This is a genomic window from Actinomadura hibisca NBRC 15177 (genome assembly GCF_001552635.1).
Taxonomy (GTDB): domain Bacteria; phylum Actinomycetota; class Actinomycetes; order Streptosporangiales; family Streptosporangiaceae; genus Spirillospora; species Spirillospora hibisca.
The window spans coordinates 15,086-40,423 of record NZ_BCRO01000023.1 but is presented as its reverse complement, the minus strand read 5'-3'; the positions used below and the strand labels follow the sequence as shown (position 1 = coordinate 40,423).

The 25,338-nt window shown below is 74.5% G+C and carries 22 protein-coding genes; 11 read left to right on the top strand and 11 right to left on the bottom strand.

Going from position 1 to position 25,338, the window contains the following annotated elements; genetic code table 11:
* Positions 1-29: 29 nt before the first annotated feature.
* A complete protein-coding gene (locus AH6_RS11410) occupies positions 30-950 on the bottom strand; it encodes an oxamate carbamoyltransferase subunit AllH family protein (RefSeq protein WP_067478090.1) in 921 nt (306 codons plus the stop codon).
* Between the two features lie 255 nt (positions 951-1,205).
* On the opposite strand from AH6_RS11410, the gene AH6_RS11405 reads away from it, so the two are divergent.
* The 5 genes from AH6_RS11405 to cutA all read left to right on the top strand — a co-directional run bounded on the left by AH6_RS11405 (position 1,206) and on the right by cutA (position 8,243).
* Positions 1,206-2,894: a PucR family transcriptional regulator gene (locus AH6_RS11405; RefSeq protein WP_067478087.1), complete on the top strand. Its 1,689-nt coding sequence runs from the start codon at positions 1,206-1,208 to the stop codon at positions 2,892-2,894.
* 143 nt (positions 2,895-3,037) lie between these two features.
* Positions 3,038-4,498: a uracil-xanthine permease family protein gene (locus AH6_RS11400; RefSeq protein WP_067478085.1), complete on the top strand. Its 1,461-nt coding sequence runs from the start codon at positions 3,038-3,040 to the stop codon at positions 4,496-4,498.
* Between the two features lie 6 nt (positions 4,499-4,504).
* Positions 4,505-5,356, top strand: coding sequence for an FAD binding domain-containing protein (locus tag AH6_RS11395; protein ID WP_067478082.1), 852 nt, complete (start codon positions 4,505-4,507; stop codon positions 5,354-5,356).
* Positions 5,353-5,844: a (2Fe-2S)-binding protein gene (locus tag AH6_RS11390; RefSeq protein ID WP_067478076.1), complete on the top strand. Its 492-nt coding sequence runs from the start codon at positions 5,353-5,355 to the stop codon at positions 5,842-5,844. Before AH6_RS11395 ends, AH6_RS11390 begins: the two co-directional genes overlap by 4 nt.
* The gene (cutA, locus tag AH6_RS11385) at positions 5,841-8,243 is read left to right on the top strand and encodes an aerobic carbon-monoxide dehydrogenase large subunit (RefSeq protein WP_067478073.1); all 2,403 of its coding nucleotides are present in this window, start codon (positions 5,841-5,843) and stop codon (positions 8,241-8,243) included. The genes AH6_RS11390 and cutA overlap by 4 nt, the downstream gene beginning before the upstream one ends.
* Here the strand turns inward: cutA and AH6_RS11380 are convergent.
* Positions 8,204-9,037 (bottom strand): polysaccharide deacetylase family protein, encoded by an 834-nt coding sequence (locus tag AH6_RS11380; RefSeq protein ID WP_067478069.1) that lies wholly within the window; start codon positions 9,035-9,037, stop codon positions 8,204-8,206. The two genes, cutA and AH6_RS11380, sit on opposite strands and share 40 nt — an antisense overlap.
* A 205-nt stretch (positions 9,038-9,242) precedes the next feature.
* On the opposite strand from AH6_RS11380, the gene AH6_RS11375 reads away from it, so the two are divergent.
* Both AH6_RS11375 and AH6_RS11370 read left to right on the top strand, forming a co-directional pair.
* Positions 9,243-9,881 carry an SRPBCC family protein gene (locus AH6_RS11375; protein WP_067478066.1) on the top strand — a complete coding sequence of 213 codons (639 nt, stop codon included), beginning with the start codon at positions 9,243-9,245 and terminating at the stop codon, positions 9,879-9,881.
* On the top strand, positions 9,878-10,771 hold the full coding sequence (locus tag AH6_RS11370; RefSeq protein ID WP_067478065.1) for a carbon-nitrogen hydrolase family protein: 894 nt from the start codon (positions 9,878-9,880) through the stop codon (positions 10,769-10,771). The genes AH6_RS11375 and AH6_RS11370 overlap by 4 nt, the downstream gene beginning before the upstream one ends.
* Before the next feature lie 13 nt (positions 10,772-10,784).
* On the opposite strand, the gene AH6_RS11365 is transcribed toward AH6_RS11370, so the two are convergent.
* The 3 genes from AH6_RS11365 to AH6_RS11355 all read right to left on the bottom strand — a co-directional run bounded on the left by AH6_RS11365 (position 10,785) and on the right by AH6_RS11355 (position 13,141).
* Positions 10,785-11,606, bottom strand: a complete 822-nt coding sequence (locus tag AH6_RS11365; RefSeq protein WP_067478060.1) for an ABC transporter permease — start codon at positions 11,604-11,606, stop codon at positions 10,785-10,787.
* Entirely contained in the window at positions 11,603-12,634 is a 1,032-nt protein-coding gene (locus tag AH6_RS11360) for an ABC transporter ATP-binding protein (protein ID WP_067478058.1), read from the bottom strand. The genes AH6_RS11365 and AH6_RS11360 overlap by 4 nt, the downstream gene beginning before the upstream one ends.
* Positions 12,635-12,766: 132 nt before the next feature.
* A complete protein-coding gene (locus AH6_RS11355) occupies positions 12,767-13,141 on the bottom strand; it encodes an FKBP-type peptidyl-prolyl cis-trans isomerase (protein ID WP_067478055.1) in 375 nt (124 codons plus the stop codon).
* A gap of 138 nt (positions 13,142-13,279) precedes the next feature.
* Here AH6_RS11355 and AH6_RS11350 point away from each other — a divergent pair, with 138 nt between their 5' ends.
* On the top strand, positions 13,280-15,349 hold the full coding sequence (locus AH6_RS11350; RefSeq protein ID WP_067478052.1) for a hydantoinase/oxoprolinase family protein: 2,070 nt from the start codon (positions 13,280-13,282) through the stop codon (positions 15,347-15,349).
* The gene (locus AH6_RS11345) at positions 15,346-17,238 is read left to right on the top strand and encodes a hydantoinase B/oxoprolinase family protein (RefSeq protein WP_067478049.1); all 1,893 of its coding nucleotides are present in this window, start codon (positions 15,346-15,348) and stop codon (positions 17,236-17,238) included. The genes AH6_RS11350 and AH6_RS11345 overlap by 4 nt, the downstream gene beginning before the upstream one ends.
* Before the next feature lie 35 nt (positions 17,239-17,273).
* Here the strand turns inward: AH6_RS11345 and AH6_RS11340 are convergent, their stop codons facing one another.
* The 5 genes from AH6_RS11340 to AH6_RS11320 all read right to left on the bottom strand — a co-directional run bounded on the left by AH6_RS11340 (position 17,274) and on the right by AH6_RS11320 (position 22,169).
* A complete protein-coding gene (locus tag AH6_RS11340) occupies positions 17,274-18,707 on the bottom strand; it encodes a glycoside hydrolase family protein (RefSeq protein ID WP_157431409.1) in 1,434 nt (477 codons plus the stop codon).
* Between the two features lie 143 nt (positions 18,708-18,850).
* A complete protein-coding gene (locus AH6_RS11335; RefSeq protein WP_067478047.1) occupies positions 18,851-20,038 on the bottom strand; it encodes a L,D-transpeptidase in 1,188 nt (395 codons plus the stop codon).
* A gap of 136 nt (positions 20,039-20,174) precedes the next feature.
* On the bottom strand, positions 20,175-20,912 hold the full coding sequence (locus AH6_RS11330) for a GAF and ANTAR domain-containing protein (protein WP_067478045.1): 738 nt from the start codon (positions 20,910-20,912) through the stop codon (positions 20,175-20,177).
* A 60-nt stretch (positions 20,913-20,972) separates the two neighbouring features.
* Complete coding sequence (locus tag AH6_RS11325) at positions 20,973-21,443, bottom strand: GAF domain-containing protein (RefSeq protein WP_067478042.1); 471 nt, start codon at positions 21,441-21,443, stop codon at positions 20,973-20,975.
* A gap of 90 nt (positions 21,444-21,533) precedes the next feature.
* Positions 21,534-22,169, bottom strand: a complete 636-nt coding sequence (locus tag AH6_RS11320) for a uridine kinase family protein (protein WP_083982629.1) — start codon at positions 22,167-22,169, stop codon at positions 21,534-21,536.
* Between the two features lie 60 nt (positions 22,170-22,229).
* Between AH6_RS11320 and AH6_RS11315 the strand changes: the two genes are divergently transcribed.
* A complete protein-coding gene (locus AH6_RS11315) occupies positions 22,230-23,393 on the top strand; it encodes a CaiB/BaiF CoA transferase family protein (protein WP_067478040.1) in 1,164 nt (387 codons plus the stop codon).
* Positions 23,393-24,817: an acyl-CoA synthetase gene (locus AH6_RS11310; RefSeq protein WP_067478038.1), complete on the top strand. Its 1,425-nt coding sequence runs from the start codon at positions 23,393-23,395 to the stop codon at positions 24,815-24,817. The genes AH6_RS11315 and AH6_RS11310 overlap by 1 nt, the downstream gene beginning before the upstream one ends.
* Here the strand turns inward: AH6_RS11310 and AH6_RS11305 are convergent.
* A complete protein-coding gene (locus tag AH6_RS11305; RefSeq protein WP_067478036.1) occupies positions 24,768-25,193 on the bottom strand; it encodes a sensor histidine kinase family protein in 426 nt (141 codons plus the stop codon). The two genes, AH6_RS11310 and AH6_RS11305, sit on opposite strands and share 50 nt — an antisense overlap.
* Positions 25,194-25,338 lie beyond the last annotated feature (145 nt).

Below are 25,338 nucleotides of genomic sequence, written 5' to 3'. Positions count from 1 at the left end.
ACCCCGGAAACCCGCTCATGCCGTGGCCCTCATGCGCTGGCCTTCTCCGCCGCCGAGACCGCCAGCGACGACACCGCCCGGCAGCCCGCCACCACGCCCCACGCCAGGTCCGCGCCCGAGGTGTGGCCCGCCGCCAGCAGCCGCCGCGCGGCCGGTCCCGGGGCCTCCTGCCCGGCCACCGCGCGCAGCGCCGCGCCGACCTCCGCGCCCGCCGCGCCCGCCGCCGCGCAGTGCAGCAGCGTCGCCGCCAGCGCCGTGGTGCGGGTCTCGGCGTCGGCGGTCACCGCCGCGCCCAGCCAGTCCGCCAGCCAGACCGCGCGGCCCCCGGCGGGGACGGCCGCGCCGAACAGCCGCAACGTCACCAGCAGCCCGGCCAGGATGTCGTCGCCGCTGGGCGTCAGGCCCGGCCCCAGGCCGACGATGCGCTCCGCCGCCTCCACCGCGCCCGCCAGGTCTCCGTCCGCGCAACGCTCCGCCAGGATCGGCGGGTCAGGATGCCCGGCCAGACCGCCCGCCGCGCCGTCGAGCGCGGCCTCCAGAGCGCGGGTGCCCCGAACCAGCGCGGCGGGCTGGACGGCCCCGAGCGCGGGCGCGGGGTCCCACCAGCGGCGCACCCGCACGCGCAGCCCCTCGGCCTCCACCACGCCGTCGCCCACCACCGCCTCGCCGCCCTCGCGCACCGCGCGGAACGGGCGCTCGCGGCCGGTCGCCGCCAGCACGATCGCGTTCGGCAGCCGCACCGCGTCCGCGCCGACCACCGCCAGCACGCGGGGCTCGGCGCGCCGCCGCGCCGGGCCGCGCACCTCCAGGTAGACCGCGGTGGGGAACACCGCCAGCACGCGGGCGGGACGGCGCGGGGCCTCCAGCGCGGACCGCAGCGCGAGGCTCGCCGCCCCGGCCGGGGGGCACCGGCCGGACAGCGGGACCGGGTCGCGCACGAGGGTGGTCACAGATCCTCCCGGGGCCGGTGGCGACGGCGCGACGGCGACGGTGCCGATCGGCCGCCGGAGGACGCGCACCCCGCTCCCGGCGGGCGGCGCGGCCTCCTCCGGGGACCGTAGACCGGCCCCCGGCGGGCGACGTATGGAGAAAGCTGCCAAGACTGGTTGTCATCGTTCGTCTTTGTTGTCAGGGTTGATCAGGAAGCGGTAGCGATCACGCCGTATCGGGCGATGTACGCACCAAAAGGCGAGGTGACCCCTGGCATGAGCTACACCCCCGCCGCGGACCCGGGCCCACCGGCCCTGCGGCTCGCGAGCACCGGAACACTGACCCGCGGCCTGCCGGTCGGCGAGGTCCTCGGCGTGTCCACCCTGGCCGGAGCGCGGCTCATCGCCGGGCGCTCGGGCCTCGGCCGCGTCGTGCAGCGCCTCAACGTCATGGAGGTGCCCGACATCCTGGCCTGGGTCAAGCCGCACGAGCTGCTGCTGACCACCGGCTACCCGCTGCGCGGCACCCCGCAACCGCTGGACCGGCTGGTCGCCGACCTGGACGAGCGGGGCCTCGCGGCCCTGGCGATCAAGCCCGGCCGCTACCTGGAGGCGCTGCCGCCGGAGATGATCGAGCAGGCCGACCGGCTCGGCTTCCCGCTGATCCTGCTGCCCGACGACGTCGGCTTCGACGACATCCTCAACCAGGTGCTCACCGACATCCTGAACCGCCAGGCCGCCGTGCTCGCCCGCACCGAGGAGGTGCACCGGGCGCTGGTGCAGATCGTGCTGTGCGGCGGCGGGCTCCAGGAGGTGGTGGACGAGGTCGCCGCGCTGCTGGAGGTCGCGGTCCTGGTCGTGGACGGCGAGCAGCGCGTGGTCGCGGGCGCGGGCACCGACGAGCAGCTGCGCGCGGTGCGCGAGCTGGACGCCGCCCACCAGCGCGCCGACCGGCGCGCCGCGCGCGGCGACCACCTGGTGGTCCCGGTGATGGCCGGGGGCTTCGACCACGGCCGCATCGTCGCCTACAGCCCGAGCGGCGCGCTGCACGAGACCGACCTCGGCATCCTGGAGCGGGCCGCGACCGTGGCCGCGCTGGTGGTGACCAAGCAGCAGGCCGTGGCGGCGGTGGAGAGCAAGTACCGCGCCGACTTCCTGCGCGACGTGCTGGCCGGGCGCGCCGGCGACGACGACCGCGTGGTCGCGCACTGCGCCGGGTTCGGCTGGGACCTGGACCGGCCCGCGATGGTGGTGGTCGCCGAGCTGGACGGCCGCCCGCGCGGCGACGGCGACGGCCGGGCGCGCGGGGCCGAGGAGCGCTCGGCCCAGGAGCGGCTGGCCGCCGCGTGGACGGCCGCGGTGCGCCGCCACGACCGCAACGCGGCGGTGGCGAGCTTCGCGCACGAGGTCGTCGCGGTGATCGGGGCGACCGGCGACGACGCGGCCGCCCTGGACGCCGGGCCGCTCCAGACGATGGTCAAGGAGGCCGCCGCGATGTTCGCCGAGCACCACGGCGTGCGCCGCACCTTCTCCACCGGCGTGAGCCGCACCGTCGCCTCGACCGCCGCGCTGCCGGAGGCGTACGAGCAGGCCGTCAAGGCGGTGCGGGTGGGCCGCCAGCTGCACGGCGACGGGGCCCGCGCGCACTTCGACCAGCTCGGCGTCTACCGGCTGCTGAGCCTGGTGTCGGACCCGGCCGAGCTGCACGCGTTCGTGCGCGAGACGCTGGGCGAGCTGGCCGCCGACGACGAGCCGGAGCTGGCCGACCTGCGGCGGACGCTGCACGTGCTGCTGGAGACGAATCTCAACGTGGCCGAAACCGCCCGGCGGCTCCACTTCCACTACAACACTCTGAGGTACCGCATCGGGAAGCTGGAGCGGATGCTCGGTCCGTTCACCGAGGACGCGCACCTGCGCCTCAACCTGACCCTCGCCCTGCACGTGTTGCGGATGCGGGGGATCTGACGCAGAACTGACGCAGAACGTGTGATCTGGGCCACTTCCGGCTCCCAAACGGCGCCCCGGGCTTTGGCAGATGTCGCCGATGCCCGCTCACCAGGGTAGATCTACCTTGCCCGCATGAGCTGAACGTCTTGAGGAGAGCGCCGATGGCCATCGGTTGGAAGCTGCACGGCGACGGGAGGACCCCGCCGCCCGGTGAGGTCGTCGGACCCGACGAACGGCTCAGCTGGCCCCGCACCGCCGGGATCGGGGCCCAGCACGTGGTGGCGATGTTCGGCGCCACGTTCGTGTTCCCGGTCGTGATGGGGCTGGACCCCAACCTGTCGATCATGATGTCTGGGGTCGCCACGATCCTGTTCCTGCTGATCGTGGGCGGCCAGGTGCCGAGCTACCTCGGCTCCAGCGCCTCGTTCGTCGGCGCGGTCGCGGCGATCCGCGCGGCCGGGGGCGACAGCGCCACCGTCACCGGCGCGATCCTGGTGGCCGGGCTGGTGCTGGTCGCGGTCGGGGTGGCGATCCACGTGCTGGGCGGCGAGGTGATCCACCGGCTGTTCCCGCCGGTGGTGACCGGCGCGGTGGTGATGCTGATCGGCTTCAACCTCGCGCCGGTGGTGGCCACGGTGTACTGGCCGCAGGACCAGTGGACGGCGCTCGCCACGCTGGTGTTCGCCGTGCTCGCCTCGGTGCTGCTGCGCGGCTTCTGGTCGCGGATCTCGATCCTGCTGGCGCTGGTGTTCGGCTTCGCGCTGTCGTGGCTGCTCGACACCACCGCAGGGAAGATCACCTCGGTGCTGCCCGGCCAGAACCTCCTGGGCGCGACCGGCCAGCCGTGCGCCGCCGAGGGCCCCTACTGCGTCGCGACGGCGTTCCCGCACGACCGCGTGAACCTGTCGGCGGTGAAGGAGGCCGCCTGGTTCGGCTTCCCCGACCTGCACGCGCCCGACTTCAAGACCTCGGCGATCCTGCTGGCGCTGCCGCCGGTGATCGCGCTGATCGCCGAGAACACCGGGCACGTCAAGGCCGTGGCCGCGATGACCGGCAAGGACCTGGACCCGGTGCTCGGCCGCGCCATCGCCGCCGACGGCGTCGGCACCGTGCTGGCCACCGGCGTCGGCGGCTCGCCCACCACCACCTACGCCGAGAACATCGGCGTCATGGCCGCGACCCGTGTCTACTCCACAGCCGCCTACTACGTGGCGGCGATCGTCGCGGTGGCGTTCGGGTTGTGCCCCAAGTTCGGCGCGCTGGTGGCCGCCACCCCCGGCGGCGTGCTCGGCGGCATCACCGTCGTGCTGTACGGGATGATCGGCCTGCTCGGCGCGAAGATCTGGGTGGAGAACCGGATCGACTTCGGCGATCCGGTCAACCTGGTGCCGGTCGCCGCCGCGATCATCCTGGCGATCGGCAACGTCACGCTGGACATCACGGGCGACTTCCCGCTCCAGGGCATCGCGCTCGGCACGATCGCGGTGCTGCTCGGCTACCACGCGCTGAACGCCGCCAGCCGGACGCGGCGAGGTCCCGAGGGCAGCGGCGGCGGCGTGATCGCGCCCGGCGAGCGCGAGATCGGCGGCCCGGTCCGCCCGCCCACCACCGGCGGTGACTGACGCTCCATGAAACCTCCCCCCTTCGGCTACCGCGCGCCCCGCACCCTCGACGAGGCCGTGACGGCGCTCGCCGACGCCGACGGGGGGAAGGTCCTGGCGGGCGGCCAGAGCCTCGTCCCGCTGCTGAACATGCGGCTGGCCGCCCCCGCCGAGCTGATCGACGTCAACCACGTCGCGGAGCTGGACACCCTGGAGGCCGACGGGGCGGGCGTGCGGGTCGGCGCGCTCGCCCGGCACGCGCGGGTGGAGCGCTCGGCCACCGCCGCCCGCGTCCAGCCGCTGCTGCGCCGCGCGCTGCGGCACGTCGCGCACCCGGTGATCCGCAACCGGGGCACCGTCGTCGGCAGCCTCGCGCACGCCGACCCGGCCGCCGAGCTGCCCGCCGTGCTGGCGCTGCTGGGCGGCCACGTGGAGGCCGTCTCGGTGCGCGGGCGGCGCGTCGTCGCCGCCCGCGACCTGTTCGTCGGGCCGCTGGAGACCGCGCTGGCCGACGACGAGCTGGCGGTCGCGGCCTTCTTCCCGGCCGCGCCGCCGCGCACCGGCACCGCCTTCGCCGAGATCGCCCGGCGGCACGGCGACTTCGCGCTGGCCGGGGTCGCCGCCACCGTCACCGTGGACGGCGACGGGCAGGCCGAGGCCGTGCGCGCCGCGTTCCTGGGCGTCGCCGAAGTGCCGCTGGTGCTGGACCTGACCGAGGCCGCCGCGTCCGGACGGCTCGCCGAGCACGTCCGCGAACGGATCGACCCCGAGTCCGACATCCACGCGAGCGCCGACTACCGCCGCCACCTGGCGGGCGTGCTGGCCCAACGCGCCCTCGCCAAAGCCACCGCCGACGCCCTCGCCCGGGAGGCCCCGTGACCGAGCAGGCCCACCGCATCGAGCTGACCGTCAACGGCACCCTCCACGTCGCCGACGCGCCCGCCCGGCGGCTGCTGTCGGACTTCCTGCGCCACGACCTCGGCCTGACCGGCACCCACGTCGGCTGCGAGCACGGCGTGTGCGGCTGCTGCACCGTCCTGCTGGACGGTGAGCCGGTGCGGTCGTGCCTGACGTTCGCGGTGACCGTGACCGGCCGCGCCGTCACCACCGTGGAGGGGCTGGCCGCGCCCGACGGCACGATGTCGCCGGTACAGCGGGCGTTCCAGAAGTGCCACGCGCTCCAGTGCGGCTTCTGCACCCCGGGCTTCCTCTGCACGGTGACGGCGCTGCTGCGCGACACCCCGCACCCCACCGAAGAAGAGGTGATCGAGGGCATCTCGGGCAATCTGTGCCGCTGCACCGGCTACCAGAACATCGTGAAAGCCGTGCACCGCGCCGCCGCCCTGATCGCCGAGGAGGCCCGGTGAGCACCCGGATCTTCGGCGAGGGCATCGCGCGGCGCGAGGACCCCCGGCTGCTGACCGGCCAAGGCCGCTACCTGGACGACCTGGGCCGCGACGCGCTCGCCGCCGCGTTCGTCCGCTCCCCGCACGCGCACGCCCGCATCATCGACATCGACGTGACCGGCGCGCTGGACGTCGAGGGCCTGGTCGCCGTCTACACCTGGGAGGACCTGCCCGGCCGCGTCGCCGAGCCGCTGCCGCTGCTGATCCCGCACCCGGCCCTCACCCACGGCCGCACCGGGTACGCGCTGGCCCGCGACACCGTCCGGCACGTGGGCGAGCCGGTCGTGATGGTGGTCGCCCGCGACCGCTACCTGGCCGAGGACGCCGCCGAGCGCGTCCGCGTCGAGTACGAGACGCTGCCGCCCGTCGTCGGCGTCGAGGCCGCCGAGCGCGCCGAGCACCTGGTGCACGACGACGTGCCCGGCAACGTCGGCGCGGTCCTGCGGCAGGAGACCGGCGACGTGGAGGCGGCCCTCGCCGCCGCGCCGCACGTGCTGGAGTTCCGGCTCGACATCGAGCGCAGCGCGGCCACGCCGCTGGAGGGACGCGGCGTCCACGCCCGCTGGGACGCCGACGACGGATCGTTGCGCGTGCACTCCTCCACCCAGACGGCCACCAGCGTGCGCGCCGCCATCGCCGTCAAGCTCGGCCTGCCGCAGGGCAAGGTCGAGGTGGTCGCGCCCGACGTCGGCGGCGGTTTCGGCGTGAAGATCGTGCACCCGTGGCCCGAGGAGGTCCTCGTCCCCTGGGCGGCGCGGCTGCTGGGACGCGAGGTCAAGTGGACCGAGGACCGGCGCGAGCACTTCGTGGCCGCCGCCCACGAGCGCGCCCAGGTGCAGCACGTGCGGGTCGGCTTCGACGGCGCGGGCCGCGTGCTGGCGCTGGACGTGCGCATCCTGCACGACCACGGCGCCTACACCCCCTACGGCGTCATCATCCCGATCGTCACCTCCACGCAGCTCCTGGGCCCCTACAAGATCGGCGTGTACCGGGCCGAGGTGGTCAGCCTCTACACCACCACCCTGATCGTCACCCCCTACCGGGGCGCGGGCCGCCCGCAGGGCGTGTTCTGCATGGAGCGCACCATGGACCGGATCGCCGCCCACCTGGGCCGCGACCGCGCCGGGGTCCGCGCCGCCAACCTCATCGGCCCCGACGAGTTCCCCTACGACCAGGGCCTGACCTTCCAGGACGGCCGCCCCCTCATCTACGACTCGGGCGACTACCCGGCGCTGCTGGCCAAGGTGACCGACCTCATCGGCTGGGACGGGTTCCCCGCCCTGAAGGAGGCGGCTGCCGCCGAGGGCCGCCGGATCGGGATCGGCCTCGCCTGCTACGTGGAGGGCACCGGCGTCGGCCCGTACGAGGGCGGCCACGTGGAGATCGACTCTTCCGGCCGGGTGCACGTCGCGACCGGCCTGACCTCGCAGGGCCAGGGCCACCAGACGGTCTTCGCGCAGATCGCCGCCGCCGAACTGGGCGTCCCGGTCGAGGACGTGCACGTCGTCACCGGCGACACCCGGCGCTTCGGCTACGCGGTGGGCACGTTCGCGTCGCGCGCGGCGGTGATGAGCGGCAACGCGATCGCGCTGGCGTGCCGTCGCGTGCGCGCGAAGGCGCTGCGCATCGCGGGGGAGGCGCTGGAGGCCGACCCGTCCGACCTGGACATCACCGACGGCGTCGTGCACGTGCGCGGCGACCGGTCCTCGGGCATCCCGCTGCGCACGGTCTCGGTGTTGTCCAACCCGCTGCGCTACGCCTTCGACGAGCAGACCGCGCTCGCGACCCAGTTCGCGGTCGGCGGCCCCGACACCGAACCGCCGGTGCCGCACGGCGAGGAACCCGGGCTGGAGGGCCGCGACTACTATTCGCCGGTGCGCTCGACGTTCGCCGCCGGGATGCACGCCGCGATCGTGGAGACCGACCCGGACACCGCCGAGATCCGCGTGCTGCGCTACGCGGTCGTGCACGACTGCGGCCGTCTCATCAACCCGCTGGTCGTGGAGGGCCAGATCCATGGGGGAGTGGCGCAGGGCATCGGCGGCGCGCTGTACGAGCGCATGGCCTACGACGAGTCCGGTCAACTCCTCAACGCCTCGTTCATGGACTTCCTGATGCCCTACGCGACCGAGGTCCCCCGCGTCGAGACCGACCACCTGGAGACGCCGTCGCCGCTGAACCCGCTCGGCATCAAGGGCGCGGGCGAGGCGGGGGTGATCCCGGTGTCCGCGGTGATCGCCGCCGCCGTGGAGGACGCCGAGGGCATCGCGATCACCGCGATGCCCCTGTCCCCCGACGCCCTGTTCCGCCTCCGCCGGACTCAGCCGGGCGCGTTGCCGCCCAGCGACGTGGGCAGGTAGTTCTCCACCGCCGCAGGACGGAAGCCCTGCTCGCGGATCCAGCCCAGGATCGTCTGGAACTGCTGCGCCAAGCCCTTGCGGTAGTGCATCAGGATGATGTCGCCCGGCTTGAAGCCCTTGCCCGCGCCGTCGCCGCGCGCGAAGCCGTTGAAGCCGACGCCGGGACCGGAGGTGCCGTTGTAGAACTCCGCCGACCACAACATGATCGACTTGATGCCGCACTCCTTGGCCATCTTGCGGGTGGTCTCGTTGTAGCTGCCGAAGGGCGGGCGGAAGATCTGCGGGCGGCGGCCGTACTGCTTGGTGATGGTCTCCTGCGCGTCGCAGATCTCGCGGCGCTGCGTCTCGGGGGCCTGGATCGCCATGTTCTTGTGGCTGACGGTGTGGTTCTCCATCTGCGACCCGGCGTTCCGCATCGCCAGGAAGTACTGCCCCTGGCCCCGCACGTACTGCGTGGTCAGGAAGGTCAGGATCGGCACCTTCTCGCGGCGCACCAGGTTGACGAACTCGGCGTCGTACTCGTAGCCGTCGTCGATGGTCAGGAAGACCACCTTCTCCTGGGTGTTGACGGACCGCACGATCGGCGGCAGGCCGCTGGCCTCCGGCTTGTCGGGCGTCCAGCTACCGGGCTTCGGGGTGGCCCACTGCTTGTCGCCCAGCACGGCGCTGAGCTGCGTCCGCATCGAGGGCCCGGTCTCGGCGGCGGGCGCGTCCCGCACGGAGGGCCACGCGCCCGCGGTCACGCCGACCAGCCCGGCCGCCACCGTGGCGATCACCGGCATCTTCCCTCGCATCGGTGTGCTTCCCCCGTCTCATGAGTCGATCGTGTCGCAACGGTTGACGCGTCGCGGGGCATCCGGGTTCGGAACCCCCGAGGGAGACTTTCCCCCACATGCCTGATCATGTGTAGACCATGGCGGGCACAACTCCCCAATCCGGCGCGCCCGCTCGGCAGGAGTTGCCCTTCGATCGGCGCTTGCGGCGGCTTAGGGTCGGTTCATGAAGGTGACCGGCAGTGCCGAGGTGGCCGCGTCCCGTCCCCGGGTCTGGGACGCGTTGCAGGACCCGGGCGTGCTCGCCCGGACGATCCCGGGCTGCCGGTCCATGAACGCGACGGGCCCCGACTCCTACGCCGTGCTCGTGTCGGCGGGCGTCGCGTCCATCAAGGGCACCTACAGCGGAACGGTCGACCTGAGCGACCTCGACCCGCCCCAGGCGTTCACGCTGCGGGCGCGCGGGCAGGGCGTGCCGGGCTCGGTGGACGCCGTCGTCCGGGTCGAGCTCACCGAGGAGGGCGACGGCACGCGCGTGGACTACACGGCCGAAGCGGTGGTGGGCGGCATGGTCGGCGGCGTCGGGCAGCGGCTGCTCGCCGGGGTGGCGAAGAAGACGGCGGGGGAGTTCTTCGCCGCCGTCGAGCGGGAACTGACCGGGCGCGCCCCCGTGCCTGAATCCGTGCCCGCGCCCGGCCCCGGGCTCCGGCTCGCCGCCGACGTGCTGCCTCCGAAAGGGCGCATAGCGCCTCCGCACATGCCGCCGTTTCCCGCCCAACGCGCGCCTCTCAGCGCGTTCGCGGCGGGTGCGGCGACGGCGCTCGCGGGCGTCGTGCTCGGCTACGCGCTGGGGAGGCGGCGGTGAGGGCCTTCGTCGCGGCGGCCGTGCAGTTCGCGCCCGCCCCCGGACCGCTCACCGCCGCGTCGGTGCGCGCCAACCTCGACGCGGCCGAACGGTGGACGCGGCGCTGCGCCGAAGGCGCGGGCGCGGAGCTGATCGTGCTGCCCGAGTCGTGCACCACCGGCTTCACCCCCGGCGTCCCGGCGGCCGAGCTGTGGAACCTCGTCTCGGCCATCCCCGGACCCGTCACCGAACCGCTCCAGGAGACCGCCCGCGACCTGGGCGTCCACCTCTGCTTCGGCACCTACGAGCGCGGCGCGGACGGGCGGGTCCACAACGCGGCGGTGCTGGTCGGACCGCGCGGCGACGTGCTGGGCGTCTACCGCAAGACCCACCCGTTCCGGGGCGAGGACGCCCGTGAGGGCGGCTGGACCACCCCCGGCGGCGAGGTGTGCGTCGTGGAGACCGCGCTCGGCCGCATCGGCATGGCGATCTGCTTCGACGGCGACTTCCCCGAGTTGTGGCGCATCCAGGCCGTGCGCGGCGCGCAGATCGTCTGCCGCCCCTCGGCGCTGCTGCGGTCGGCCGACATCTGGGAGCTGACGTGCCGGGCCCGCGCCTACGACAACCACGTCTACGTCGTCGGGGCCAACGCGGTCGGCGCCGACCCCGGCGGCACGCTCTACTTCGGCAACTCGATGATCGTGTCGCCGGTCGCCGAGGTCGTCGCGCGGGCCGCCACCCACGAGGGCTGGGCCGCCGCGCGGCTCGACCCGGACGCGGCGATGGCGGCGCTCACGCCCGGCTCGTCGGTGCCGCACTCCTTCGACCACCTGGCCGAACGCAACCGGGAGTTGTACGAGAAGCACGCCGCCGACCTCTTCGGCCCGGCGGCCACCGGCTTCCCTCACTGATCCCGCCTCGGCGTCAGGCGTCCCTCTCCTGGAACAGCACCAGCGCGGCGGCCAGCGCGACGGCGGTGTAGAGGGCGAACACGGCCAGGCCCGTCCAGGGCGGCAGCACGCTGTCGCCCGGCTGCGGCTCCAGGATGGCGCTCCCGGCGTTGGACGGCAGGTACTTGGCCACCGTCGCGCCCCACTCGCCGGGCAGGAACCCGCCCACGATGCCGAGCACGAACAGCAGCACGAACACCACCACCACCGACCCGGCGGTGTGCCGCAGGATCACCCCGACGCCCAGCGCCATCAGCGCGATGAGCATCAGGAAGACGCCGCCCCCGGCGACCGCGCGCAACACCCCCGGGTCGCCCAGCGAGCCGCCGAGGTCCTTGGTGGACAGGATCGCCTGGCCGACGAAGAACGACGCGAACGACACCACCATGCCCGCCACCAGCACCACCAGCGCCAGCACCACCGCCTTGGCGGCCAGGTAGCGGGCGCGGTTGGGCACGGCGGTCAGCGCGGTGCGGATCATCCCGGTGGCGTACTCGCCGGTGATGACCAGCACGCCCAGCACCCCGAAGATCACCATGCCGAAGTAGAAGGCGATCTGCATCGGCGTGGTCGGCCCGAGGCTTGCCCGGTCGGCTGGGGAGAGCTGGTCGTAGGAGGCGGTGAACAGCAGCGCCCAGAGCGCCGAGAAGCCGATCACCACCACGGCCCCGGCCAGCAGGGTCCAGAAGGTGGACCGCACCGTGCGGATCTTGGTCCACTCCGCGGTCAGCGTCTGGCCGAAGGTGCCGTGCCGGGGCGCGTCGGAGGCGGTGGTCGGCGGGCTCGCGTGGCTCATGGGCGTCCTTCGGGGTTGGGCGGCTGGCTGGGCGGGACGGCCGGGCCGGGCGCGCCGCCCGGCGGGCCCCCGGGCGGGACGGCGGGTTGTCCGCCGGGCGGGACGGCGGGTGCCGCCGCGCCCGGAACGCCCGCGTGGTACTCGACGGTGTCGCCGGTGAGCTGCATGAACGCCTCCTCCAGCGACGGCTGGACCAGCGCCAGCTCGTGCAGCGCCAGCCCGTTCGCGGCGGCCAGGTCGCCGATCGGCGCGGGCCCGGCGCCGAACACGCGCAGCCCGTCCCCGTCCCCGGCCTCCACCCGCCAGCCCCGCTCGGCCAGCAGCGGCGCGAGGCGGTCGAGCCGCGGCGAGCGCACCCGCACGTGGCTGGTGGCGTTGGCGTCGATGAACTCGCGCACCCCGGTCTCGGCGAGGATGCGGCCCCGGCCGATCACCACCAGGTGGTCGGCGGTCAGCGCCATCTCGCTCATCAGGTGGCTGGAGACGAAGACCGTGCGGCCCTCGTCGGCCAGCCGCCGCATCAGGTTGCGGATCCACAGGATGCCCTCGGGGTCCAGCCCGTTGACCGGCTCGTCGAACATCAGGGTGCCGGGGTCGCCCAGCAGCGCCGCGGCGATGCCCAGCCGCTGGCCCATGCCCAGCGAGAAGCCCCGGAACGGCTTGCCGGCCACGCTCTGCAACCCGACCAGGCCGATGACCTCGTCCACGCGCGCGGCGGGGATGCCGTTGCTCTGGGCCAGGCACAGCAGGTGGTGGTAGGCGCTGCGACCGCCGTGCACGGCCTTGGCGTCCAGCAGCGCCCCGACCTCGCGCAGCGGCGCGCGCAGGCGGCGGTAGTCCCGGCCGTTGACGGTGACGTGCCCGCCGGTGGGCCGGTCCAGGCCGAGGATCATGCGCATCGTGGTGGACTTGCCCGCCCCGTTGGGGCCGAGGAACCCGGTGACCCGGCCGGGGCGGACGGTGAAGTCGGCGTGGTCGACGGCCGTCTTGTCCCCGTACCGCTTGGTGAGCCCGCGCGCCTCGATCATGTGGGGTTCGATACCGAACACCGCCGGTCCCAAAACGGCGGCGGCGGGCGACCGGGAGAAGACTTTCCCTCCCGATTGCCCGCCGTTCACGCGCGCCGCGAGGGCGCGCGGGGGGTCTACCTCACGCTGGGTCTACTTCACGTCGACGAGGTCCACCACGAAGATCAGCGTCTCGCCCGCCTTGATGCGCGGGCTCGGGCTGCGGTCGCCGTAGGCGAGGTGCGCCGGGATGACCAGCTTGCGCCGGCCGCCGACCCTCATGCCGGGGATCCCCATGTCCCAGCCCTTGATCACGCGGCCCTCGCCGATGCGGAAGTCGAAGGTCTGGCCGCGGTTCCAGGAGGCGTCGAACTCCTCGCCGGTGGAGAAGGACACGCCCACGTAGTGCATCGAGACGGTGGAGCCCTTGGTGGCCTCCGCGCCGTCGCCCACCGTGATGTCGGTGATGTCGAGGTAGGCGGGGGGCTGTCCCTCGGGGAAGTCGATCTCGGGCCGTTCAAGCGCCATTGCCGGGCTCCAGCAGGTCGTCAGGGTTGTCGGACGCCGCTCAGCGTAGCCGCCGCGCGGGGCCGCCCGAGCACGAACCGGCCCGTTGCCGGGACGCGGGGGTTCCCACGGCGGCCGGGCGCGGGTAGACCGGAGGGCATGGCGCGGCGGTTGCGGATCGGCATCGACACCGGCGGGACCTTCACCGACGTGGTGGCGCTGGACGAGGACACCGGCGAGATCACCACCTCCAAGGTGCCCTCCACCCCCCACGACCCGGCCCGCGCGTTCGCGGCCGTCCTGGAGGAGACCCTCGCCCGTCTGGCGGACGGGGCCGGGGAGCCCGGCGTCGCCATGCTCGCGCACGGCACCACCGTGGCCACCAACCGGCTGCTGGAGGACCGCGTCGGCGACCTGGGCCTGATCACCACCGAGGGGTTCGGGGACCTGCTGGAGATCGCCCGGCAGAGCGTGCCCGACGGCTACGGCAACAGCTACTTCTGGGGGAAACCGCCCCGCCTCGTGCCGGTGCGCCGGGTGCGCACGGTCGGCGGGCGGCTCGACCACACCGGCGCGGAGCTGCGGCCCTTCGACGAGGCCGGGGCGGTGGCGGCGGCCCGCTGGTTCCGCGAGCGCGGGATCGACGCCATCGGGGTGTGCTTCCTGCACTCCTACGCCGACCCGGCGCACGAGCTGGCGATGCGCGAGGTGTTGCGGCGCGAGCACCCCGGCGCGGCGGTGTCGTTGTCGTGCGAGGTGCTGCGCGAGTACCGCGAGTACGAGCGGGCGGTCACCACGCTGGTGGACGCGGCCGTCAAGCCCGCCGTGGGCCGCTACCTGGCGCGCGTCGCCGCCGCGTCGGCCGGGACGGGCGCGCCGCTGCTGGTGATGAAGAGCAACGGCGGCGTCGTGTCGGCGAGGGAGGCGGCGCGCCGGCCGATCACCACCGTGCTGTCGGGCCCGGCCGCCGGGGCGCTGGGCGCGGCGTTCGTGGCCGGGTGCGCGGGCCACCGCTCGGTCGTCACGCTGGACGGCGGCGGCACCTCCACCGACGTGGCGGTGGTGCGGGACGGCGCGCCCGCGCCGACCACCGAGGGCGCGGTCGGGCGGCACCCGGTGCGCGTCCCGATGATCGACATCGTGACGGTCGGCGCGGGCGGCGGCTCGGTCGCCTGGTTGTCACCGGAAGGCACGCCGAAGGTGGGGCCGCGCAGCGCCGGGGCCGACCCGGGGCCGATCTGCTACGGCCGCGACGGCGTCGAGGTCACCGTCACCGACGCGCACGCGGTCCTCGGCCGCATCCCGCCCTACCTGCTGGGCGGCCGGGTGCCCCTGGACGTGCTGGCCGCGCACCTCGGCGTGGAGGGCCTGGCGCGCAGGCTGGGCATGGCGGCCGAGCGCGCCGCCGCCGGGGTGCTGGAGATCTCCGCGTGGAACCAGGCCAACGCAATCCGCCAGGTCACCGTCGGGCGGGGCCTGGACGTGCGCGACCTGCCGCTGGTCGCGTTCGGCGGGTCCGGGCCGCTGCTGGCCTGCCGCCTGCTGGACGTGCTCGACCTGCCCGCCGCCATCGTCCCCGACAATCCCGGCAACCTGTCGGCGTTCGGCCTGCTGACGGTGGACGTGCGCGACGACCACGTGCGCACCCGCATCGTGCGCGACGGCGACGACGCCCCCGCCGCCATGGACGCGGTCTTCGCCGAGCTGACCGCGCAGGCCGCCGACGCGCTCGACCGCGAGGGCTTCCCCGCCGGGTCGCGCCGCTTCGAGCGCAGCGCCGACCTGCGCTACCACGGGCAGGCGTTCGAGGTGCGGGTCCCGGTGCCGGACGGCCCGGACTTCCGCGCCGAGACCGTGCGGCGCTTCCACGACGCGCACGAGGCCCTCTACGGCTACTGCCACCGCGACGATCCCGGCCGTCACCCCGTCGAGTGGGTCAACCTGCGCGTCACCGGCGTCGGCCCCATCACCCGCCCGGCCCCGCGTGAACGCCCGCCCGGGGACGGCGACCCGTCGCGCGCCCGCACCGGCTCGCGCGACGTCTACTTCGACGACTGGACCGAGACGCCGATCTACCGCCGCGAGAAGCTCGCCCCCGGCGACGTGCTGGAAGGCCCCGCCGTGATCGAGGAGTACGGCTCGACGTTGCCGCTGCACCCGGGCTTCCGGGCCCGCGTGGACGGCCACGGCAACCTGGTGGTGACGGCGGCCAAGGAGGAACGGTCATGAACGGCGCGGACCCCGTCCTGGTGGAGATCGTCGAGGGCACGCTCGCCTCGGTGGAGCGCGAGGTGGAGACCGCCATCGCGCGCACCGCCCGCTCCCCGATGATCCGCGACGCGCACGACTTCCGCGCGGGCGTCCACGACCGGCGGATGCGCAAGCTGACCGGCCGCTCCTACTCGGCGCTGGTGCAGCCGGTCGTCCGCGACTTCCCGCTCGACACCATGCGGCCGGGCGACGTGTTCTTCCACAACGACGTCTACCTGTCCGAGGGCGGCATCGGCCACCTGCCCGACCTGTGCGTCACCGTCCCGGTGTTCTGCGACGGCGAGGTGGTCGCGTTCGTGCAGGCGTTCGGCCACCACGACGACATCGGCGGCACCGTGCCCGGCTCCATGCCGAGCCACGCGCGCAGCGCCTTCGAGGAGGGCCTGATGGTGCCGCCCATCAAGCTCTGGGACCAGGGCGTGCCCAACCGGGCCGCGCTGCGCATCATGACCCGCAACTCCCGGATGCCCGACTCGCTCGCCGGGGACCTGGACGCCGAGTGCGCGGCCTGCCTGATGGGCGCGCGGCGGCTCGGCGGCCTGTTCGACCGCTACGGCCGCGCCGCCGTCGAGGCGTGCTTCGACGCGATCATCGACAACACCACCCGCACCTTCCGCCGCGAGCTGCTCGCCAAGATCCCCGACGGGACGTTCGTGTGGGAGGACTACGCCGAGCACGACGGCGTGGACCCGCCCCGCCTGCACGCCCAGCGCATCACGCTCACGGTGGACAAGGCCGCCGACCCGCCGCTGCTCATCGACTTCACCGGCACCTCGCCGCAGGCCAGGGGACCCATCAACCACGCGGGCGACTACGCCGACGGCGTCTTCCTGAAGAAGTGGCTCGCCCCGATCCTGCGCAACCTCGCCGACACCCCCGAACGCGCCGCCGAGCTGGACGTCAACGAGGGCGTGGTGCCGCTGATCGGGATGCGGTTCCCCGCGAAGGGCACCCTGCTCACGCCGGTGTTCCCCGCCCCGACCAACGCGCGCACGTTCGTCATCCTGCGCCTGCTCGGCGTGCTCGCCGGGGTACTGGCCAAGGCCACCGGCGGCCGGATGCCCGCCGACCAGGAGACCATCTGCTACACCGGCGTGTACGGCGAGGACGACCGCGGCCCCTACCTGATGCGCGAGGTGCTGGGCGGCGGCTCCGGCGGCCGCTACCACGCCGACGGCGAGGACACCGTCCACGTGGTGCCCGACTCCCGCAACATCCCCGCCGAGTTCGCCGAGGCGCGCTGGCCGCTGATCGTGGAGCGGCTGGGCCTCGCCGCCGACTCGGGCGGCCCGGGGGAGCACCGGGGCGGCCTCGGCTACGACAAGCACGTCCGCATGTTGCGCGACGCCCGCTACATGTCGATCGCCGACCGGTCGATCCTGTCGTGCTGGGGCGTGAACGGCGGCCGCGCCGGACGCCCGTTCCGCGTGGACATCGACGGCGCGGAGATGGACGGCCTGGTGGACGGCCACCCGGTGCGCGCGGGCCAGGTCATCCGCATCCGCACCACCGGGGGAGGGGGCTGGGGCGACCCGTTCGACCGCGACCCGGCGCGGGTGGCGGCCGACGTGCGCGACGGCAAGGTGACCGCACGCGGCGCCCGCGACGACTACGGCGTGGTGCTGGCGAACACGTCGAACGGCCCGAACGGCGTACCTGACGCGTCCGGCGCGGGCGGCGCGGGCGGCGCGTCCGAGGTGAACGACCTGCCCGAGGTGGACGAAGCGGCCACCGAGGCACTACGCGAACGCCTGCGCACCGAACGCGGCCCCGCCCCCTTCTTCGACCGCGGCCCCGGCTACCCGCGCCTGTCAGGCGGCCGGGCCGCCGCCGAGACCGACACCTGAAACCTCCTCGAACCCGGCGTGATGGGGGACGGCCCTCACCAGGGAACCCAGCGGATCTCGTAGGGGCCGAGGTCGAGGGCGCGCCCGTTGATGGTCGACCTGGCGGGCTTGCCGCCGGTGTTGACCGCGACCATCTGCCGAGGCTGCGCCAGCACGTGCACCGCCGGGTTCGAGGAGGTCACCGCCGCCAGCGGCGTGCCGGGCGGGAACCAGCGGGTGAAGTTCTGCAACATCGCCAGCGTCGGGGTGCCGCGGTTGCCCGCCGCCGTCCCCGACCACAGGCAGCCGACGCAGTCGCGGGTGGTCGTGGTCTGCGGGCTCCAGTAGAACGCCGCCGAGGCCCCGCCCCGCACGAACTCGATCATCACGGCGGTCTGCATCGCGCCGAGCCGCTCGTCGGACCAGGTGACGCCCTTGGGCTGGATGTACCACTCGGCCCACCACACCGGCAGGTCGTCGCCGCTCTGGGCGCGCAACCATTTGGTGACCGCCGAGAACTTCGCCAGGGCCGTCACCGGGTTCACGGCGGCGTCGGGCGCGCCCGGGTCGCCGGGCTCGCCGGGCAGCGACGCGCCGTCCACGACCAGGAAGTCCGCGCCCGCCTTGTTCTTCAGCCAGTACCGCATGGAGGCGAGCACGCGCGGATCGACGCTGCCCCACGTCCCCGTCAGCTCGCTGGGCGGCCCCTGACCAGGCGGGTTGCTGTCCATCGGCAGGTAGGGACCGCCGACGCGGGCCTTCGGGTTGGCCTTCTTCACCGCCGCGTACACCTTGTTGTAGAGGCTGGTGTAGGCGACGTGGTCCCAGGCGTTGGCGCGCTGGTTCCAGAACCCCTTGAACTCGTTCCAGACCAGGAAGTGCCGCACGTCCGGATAGCGGGCGGCGACCCGGCCCGCCAGCGCCGCGAAGTCGTCGTAGTGGGCGGCGGTCGGCGCGGTCTCGATGGACGTCCAGTCGGTCTGCCCGGCCGTGCCGCCCTTCATCCAGTCGGGCGCGCAGCACAACGTGATGACCGGCGTGCCCTTGGTGTCGCGGATCAGCTGGACGCGCTGGTCCAGCGACCGGAAGTCGAAGCGGCCGGGGGAGGGCTCGGGGTTGGACGCGCCCCACCCCATGACGGCCTGGTTCTGCGCGATGGGCTGCCCGGCCAGCGCCGCGCGCTGCGGAGCGGCGTCGCCGTCGGGCGGCACCGTGTTCTGGGTGTGGGTCATGCCCCACGAGGGCCAGGCGGCCGTGGCGCCCCCGCCGCCGACGACGGGCCCGCTGCGCGCCGAACCCGGCGCGGCGTTGCGGGCGGGCGCGCCCCAGTCGACGAACGTGACGGCGGCCGGAACGGCCACCAGCAGCACCGCGCCCAGCGCCGCCAGCAGGATCAGGCCGCGTTGCCGCGGCGGCGGCCGTCGTCCTGGGCCGTCGGGCCCGATCGGGTGGAACTCCCCGGTCTGCTCGCTGTCGTGGACTCTCCCCATGAGATCCCCCGGTGGGTGACCGGCTCGGCACCGGTCGTCACCACGAGCGTGCGCTCCGGGGCTGGACGTTCCTTGGGGCGTCCCTGAGAGTTGCCTCCCGGTTTTTGGAACGCGCCATGAACGTCGGCTTGAGGACTACACGACTACACCGCCGAGCTGTCCTGCTTCCACTTGTTCCAGGGCATCTCCCAGAACGACCAGCCGTTGTTCCATTCCACGTCGCGGCGGGTGCCCTTCACCACGATGACGTCGCCGGGCTGCACCGTCCGGTAGAACCAGCGGGCGTCGGAGGCGGGCTGCCGCACGCAGCCGTGGCTGCAGTTGTCCTTGCCGAGGCAGTACTCCTCGCCGCTGGTCTGGTGCAGGTACTCGCCGCTGTTGGAGAACCGCACCGCGTAGTTGATCAGCAGGTCGTAGTAGCCAGGGTCGCCCTTCTTGCGGCCCGGCGAGATCATCCGGGTGGGGTTGTCCTTCTCCATCGCCAGGTGCACGCCGCTGGTGGTGGTGAACTCCCGCGTGCTGCCGTTGCCGCCGCTGACCGGGACCTTGCGCACCTGGCGGCCGTCCACCTTCACCGTCATCCTGTGCTTCTTGAGGTCGATGGTGGAGATCCGGGACGCGCCGATCTGGAAGGAGCGCGTGAGGTCCTTGGTCCCGTACACGTCCTTGGCGGCCCGCACCCCGGCCAGGTGCGCGGTGAGCGTGACCTTCTGGTGGGCGGGCCAGTACGACTTGGTGCGGTAGACGACCTGCTGGTCGTCGACCCAGCGCCAGGCCCCCTCGACGGGCTTGGCCGCCTTCACCTCCAGCGCCTTCTCGACCTGCTCCTTGTTGCGCACCTCGCGGTCGAAGTTGAGGACGATCGGCGTCCCGACCCCGTACTTCCTGCCCTGGTTGCCCTCCAGGATCCAGTCCAGCGACGCCTGGACGGTCTCCTCCGGCTTGAGCGTCTTGAAGGTGCTGGCCGCCTGCGCCGGGGTGCCGGAGGGGTTCTTGGCGGTGGCGTTCACCTGGTACTCGGTCGACGGCGCGAGCGTCCACTTGGACCGCCACTCGGTGCGCTGGGCGTTGAACGCGCCCACGATCTCCTTGCCCTTGGCGGTGACGCGCACGGTGTCGAGCGTGCCGCCCGCCGCCTTCACGACGACGCCCTTGTCCGGCCGCACCTTCGTGGCGTTCTGGGCCGGTGTGATCGCGACCTGCGCGGGCGGTACCGGGGCGGGCGCGTCACCACCACCGGCCTTGTTGGAGGAGTCGCCCGTGCAGGCCGTGGCGGTCAACCCGACCGCCAGCAGGACTCCGACGGCGTACCGACGATCGCTACCGCGCACTGTGCCCACCCTGCGAGAAGCCCGGGACCCGAGGCCCGCCGAGCTAGATGATGTTGGTGGCAAGGTACCCGCCGGGAGGGCATCTGATGCGGGCCGATTCCGGGATCTTCGCCGGTCAGGCGGCCAAGATCGTCGATCAGGCGTCGGTGATCGGCTCGCCCAGCAGCTCGGCCGCGACGTGCGCGACGCGGCGGCGGCCGCTGCGCGCCTCGCGGCGCAAGCGCTCGAACGCCTCCCCGGCGTCCACGCCCCGGTCGGCCATCAGGAAGCCGATCGCCCGCTCGATCATGACCCGGCTGTGCAGCGCGTGTTCGAGCTGGCGGGCCAGCGCCCCGGTGTGCTCGGCGGCCAGCGACGCCGCGATGGTCTGCTCGATCAGCTCGGCGTAGGCCGCCAGGGCGTGCCGGTCGGCGTCGTGCCGGCCGGGGGAGCGGCGGTCGGCGCCGTCCCACGGCCGCGGCTCGGTCGCGTACAGGTTGAGGCAGCCGACGGGCGTGCCGGCCAGCCGCACCGGCGCGGCCAGCACCCCGCGCACCCGGGCCGCGCCGTTCAGCCGGCGCGCCAGCACCGGCCAGCGCCGGTCCCCGGTCAGGTCGTCGCAGCTCACCACCCGGGCCCGCAGGTAGGCCTCCACGCAGGGCCCCTCGCCCAGCTCGGCCTGCACGACCTCCAGGCCGCGGCCCAGCTCGTCGGTGGCGGTGACGTAGCGCAGCGCGCCGGAGGGGTCGGTGAACATCAGTCCCGCGCCGTCGCACCCGAAGATCCGTTGAACGGCCTGCACGACCGTGCCGAGGGCGCGCTCCAGGTCGGGTTCGCGCGGCGCGTGGCGTAGCGCGCGGAGGCTGGCGTCCAGCGCCTCCGGGTCGATGTGCATGATGGGGGCCTTCCTGATCGCCGTGGCGGAGAGTCGTCGGGGGCTTCCGGAACGCGAGCGTCAGGGGGTTACCCCGGGAAGGGAGGCCGACACCGGGGCGCGCTGGGCCGCCAGCAGGAAGAGCATGTCGGCCATGACGTCGGCGAGCCCGCGCGCGGTGCCGATCTGGCGGCGCGACCAGGGATGCGGCCGGTGGTCGTACAGGTCCAGCGAGCCCGAGACCAGGCCGCGGACGCGGATCGGCACCGACAACACCGCGTGCACCGGCCCGGTGTAGGGGGCCAGTTCGGGGTGGCCGTCGGGGTACCCGGTGGGCAGGTCGCACACCGCGACCGGCTTGCCGCCGACCATGCAGCGGAAGGCGGGACCCGATCCCAGGGCGATCTGCGCGCGCTCCAGGCGCGCGGCGTCCACGTCGCTGCCGCCGATGGCGTGCGGGGCGTCGCCGTTGAGCAGGATCAGCCCGGTGCCCGTGACCCCGGCCGCCCGCGCGCTGGACCGCAACGCGCCCGCCACGACGTCCGCGCTCATCGTCCTGCGATGGGCTCGGCTATAGGGGAACACCTGCGGAGACCTCCGCTGCCAGCGACCCGCAGGGGCAGGGCGGAATCGGGTGCGCACTCACAGTAGCCTGCCCGCCTCGTCCGCGTGGGGGATTCTCGCGCGGAACCCGTCGGCTTCGGCGGTGGTGCCGTCCACGACGAGATCGGCCCGCTCGGCGGTCCGGTCGGCGGCGAAGTGGCGGGCCTCGCGGTCGGCCCATCCGTCCCAGGCCCCGGCCCAGTCCGCGCCGTCGCGGGCCAGCGCGCGGGCGCGGCGCACGGCGCGCGGCGCGTCGACCCAGATCCGGTAGGCGGCCGGCGACCCGCGCCAGGCCGCGCCGACGCCCTCCAGGACCAGCACCGGGGCCGGCGCCGGGGCCATGGGGATCTCCTCGGGCGGGCCGTAGGCGTCGGCCCGCCAGTCGTAGCGGCGCAGCCGGCCCGGACGCCCGGCGGCCAGCGGGTCCAGCACGGCGGCGCGCAGCGGCTCCCACCAGGTGAGCGGGTCGGCGTCCCACGGCACGCGGAAGTCGTCGGAGCGCACCAGCGGCGCGTCCCCCAGCGCGGCGGCCAGGCGGGGCGCGAACGTGGACTTGCCCGCCGCGCTCGGCCCGTCGACCGCCACCACCCGCACCGGCCCGCAGGACGGCGGCAGGCCCCGCACATGATCGGCGAGGGCCGGGTGGGTCAGCGTCAGGTAAGCCACCGAAGGCATACTTCCAGGAGGAAACGCCTCCCGGTCCCGGCCTTTGCCGGGCGCTGCCCGCTAAGGAGCATGTCCTTGCCCGGTCCGCTCGACGACGTCCTGGTGGTCGACCTCAGCCGGGTGGTGGCCGGCCCGCACGCGACGATGGCGCTGGCCGACCTCGGCGCCCGCGTCATCAAGATCGAACGGCCGGGGACCGGCGACGAGACGCGCGGCTGGGGCCCGCCGTTCGCCGGGCCCGAGCAGGTCTCCACCTACTACCTGTCGGTCAACCGCGGCAAGGAGTCGGTGGAGCTGGACCTGAAGACCGAGCACGGCCGCGCGGTGCTGGCCCGGCTGGTGGAGCGCGCCGACGTGCTGGTGGAGAACTTCCGCACCGGCGTGATGGACCGGCTCGGCCTCGGCGTGGAGCGGCTGCACGAGATCAACCCGCGCCTGGTGGTGTTGTCGATCACCGGGTTCGGGCACGACGGGCCCGAGGGCGGGCGGCCCGGCTACGACGCGATCGTGCAGGGCGAGGCCGGGATCATGAGCGTCACCGGGCCGCCCGGCACGCCCAGCAAGGTGGGGTTGTCCATCGCCGACATCCTGGCCGCCCAGAACGGCGTCGCCGGGGTGCTGGCCGCCCTCTACGAGCGCACCCGCACCGGCCGGGGCCGCGTGGTGCGGACCTCGCTGCTGGCCTCGGTGGTGGGCGCGCACATGTTCCAGGGCACCCGCTGGACCGTCGCCAAGGACGTCCCGGAGTCGGTCGGCAACGACCACCCCTCGATCGCGCCCTACGGCACCTTCCGCTGCGCCGACGGGCAGATCCAGATCGGCGTGGCCAACCAGAGTTTGTGGCGGAGGTTCGCGCCGCTGGTCGGCCTGGACCCCGACGACCCCCGCTACGCCACCATCCCCGACCGGGCGCGGCGGCGGGCGGAGCTGACCGCCGACGTCGAGCGGGCCCTGGCGGACGGCACCCGCGCCGAGTGGCTGGCCCGGCTCGACGCCGCCGGGGTGCCCGCCGGGTCGATCCGCCGCATCGACGAGGTGTACGAATGGGCGCAGACCCGCTCGCAGGGGCTCGTCGTGGAGGTGGACCACCCCCAGCTCGGCCGGATCGAGCTGCCCGGCCCGCCGCTGCGCTTCGACGGCGAGCCCCCGCGCGAGCACACCGCCCCGCCGCTGCTCGGCGAGCACACCGACGCCGTGCTGGCGTGGCTGGACGACCAGGAGGGGAACGCGTGATGGATCTGCTCGGCACCACGGCCGACGACCGGGGGGACGCCCTGCGCGTCGCCGGGCGCGCCCTGTCGCGCGCCGACCTGATGGCGCGGGCGGGCGCGGTCGCCGCCGAGATCGCGGGCGCGCCCGCCGTCGCGGTGCACGCCACCGCGACCCTCGAAACGGTCGTCGCGGTGGTCGGCGGCCTGCTGGCCGGGGTGCCGGTCGTCCCGCTGCCGCCCGACTCCGGCCCTGACGAGCGCGGCCACATCCTCGGCGACTCCGGCGCGGCCCTGCTGCTGGCCGCGCGCGGCGCGTACGAGGCGGCCGACGGCGAACCGCCCGTCGTGCCGGTGGATGACCTGACCAGCGGAAACACGCCCACCGCCGCCTCGCCCTCCGGCGACGCCGCCGCGCTGATCCTCTACACCAGCGGCACCACCGGCGCGCCCAAGGGCGTGCCGGTCACCCGCGCCGCCATCGCCGCCGGGCTCGACGCGCTCGCCGAGGCGTGGGCCTGGACGCCCGGCGACGTGCTGGTGCACGGCCTGCCGCTGTTCCACGTGCACGGCCTGGTCCTCGGCGTGCTCGGCCCGCTGCGCGTCGGCTCGCCGCTGGTCCACACCGGCCGCCCCAAGCCCGAGCTGTACGCGGCGGCGGGCGGGTCGCTCTACTTCGGCGTGCCCACCGTCTGGTCGCGGATCGCCGCCGACCCCGCCGCCGCCGAGGCGCTGCGCGGCACGCGGCTGCTGGTGTCGGGCAGCGCGCCGCTGCCCGTCCCGGTGTTCGAGCGGCTGGCCGCGCTGACCGGGCACCGCCCCGTCGAGCGGTACGGCATGACCGAGACCCTCATCACCGTCAGCGCCCGCGCCGACGGCGACCGGCGCCCCGGACAGGTCGGCCTGCCGCTGCCGGGCGTGGAAACACGGCTGGTCGCCGAGGACGGCGGCGCGGTCCCCGCCGACGGCGAGACGCCCGGCGAGCTGCACGTGCGCGCGCCGATGGTGTTCTCCGGCTACCTGGGCCGCCCCGAGGCCACCGCCGCCGCCTTCACCGCCGACGGCTGGTTCCGCACCGGCGACATCGCCACCGTCGCCCCCGACGGCTGGCACCGCATCGTCGGCCGCGCCTCCACCGACCTCATCAAGAGCGGCGGCTACCGGATCGGCGCGGGCGAGGTGGAGGACGCGCTGCTGGCGCACCCGGCCGTCCGCGAGGCCGCCGTCGTCGGCACCCCGCACGCCGACCTCGGCGAGCAGGTCACCGCCTACGTGGTGGCCGAGGGCGCGACCGGCCCGGAGCTGACCGACTTCGTCGCGGCCCGGCTGTCGGCGCACAAGCGGCCGCGCACGGTGCACCTGGTGGGGGAGCTGCCGCGCAACGCCATGGGCAAGGTCGTCAAGACCCGGCTTCCCGGGGCACGACCGGGACCGGCACCCGCAGGGTGACGTCCGCGCCCCGCACCACGATCTCCACCTGGCCGCGCAGCCGCGCGGCGATCCGCGCGGGCACCGCCGCCTCGGCGGCGGTGTGCAGCCGGCACACCAGCGCCGCCTGCTGCGGCCACACCAGCACCGCCGCGCCGTAGCGCGTCATCCCGTGCCCCATCAGGTGCGCGGCGACCTCCCCGGCCGCCACCACCAGCAGCGCCGCCCGGTTGCCGAACACGCCGTGCCGGGCGGCCTGCGCCGCCACGAACTCGCACACCGCCGTCAGGTCGCCGCCGAACTCCAGGGCCGGGGTGCCGGGCGGGGGAACGGCGTCCCCGGCGCTGTCCCCGGCGGCGTCCCCGGCGGCGCTCCCCGCCCGGGTGTGTGCCCTCATCGCCCGCGGCCCCCTTCCCCGTCTGCTCCCCCGAGGCTACCGAGGGTGTTCGGGAACGTGGCCCCATTCGCCTATCTCGCGCGTCGCCCCGCGCCGACCTGCGCAAATAGCCGACCTCGGGGGAAGTGCCGGACGCGTCGGCCGC